The 250-nt window shown below is 80.0% G+C and carries 1 protein-coding gene; it reads right to left on the reverse strand.

The genetic code is table 11. The features are described 5' to 3' along the window. A partial coding sequence (locus HO151_RS07225) for a hypothetical protein (protein WP_254594655.1) occupies nucleotides 1–250 on the reverse strand: 250 nt, incomplete at both ends.

The following is a 250-nucleotide window of genomic DNA, read 5'->3' on the forward strand; positions in this document are numbered from 1 at the left end:
GCGGGCAGCCGCACCAGCCGGGGTGCCAGCAGCCGGCCCTCGCGCAGCGCGAGTTGCGGCTCGTCGGAGGCCGCCGCGGCCCGCAGGACCGTCTGCTCGTCCGGGGTCGCGGCCAGGTCGAGCAGGGCGAACCGGCCGGGGTGCTCCGCCTGGGCGGCGCGTACGAGTCCCCAGACCGCGGCCGCGGCCGGGTCGGTGCCGTCGGTCGCGCCACGGGTGACGACCAGCAGGCGGGAGGCGGCGAACCGCT

Source organism: Streptomyces sp. 8P21H-1 (assembly GCF_013302945.1).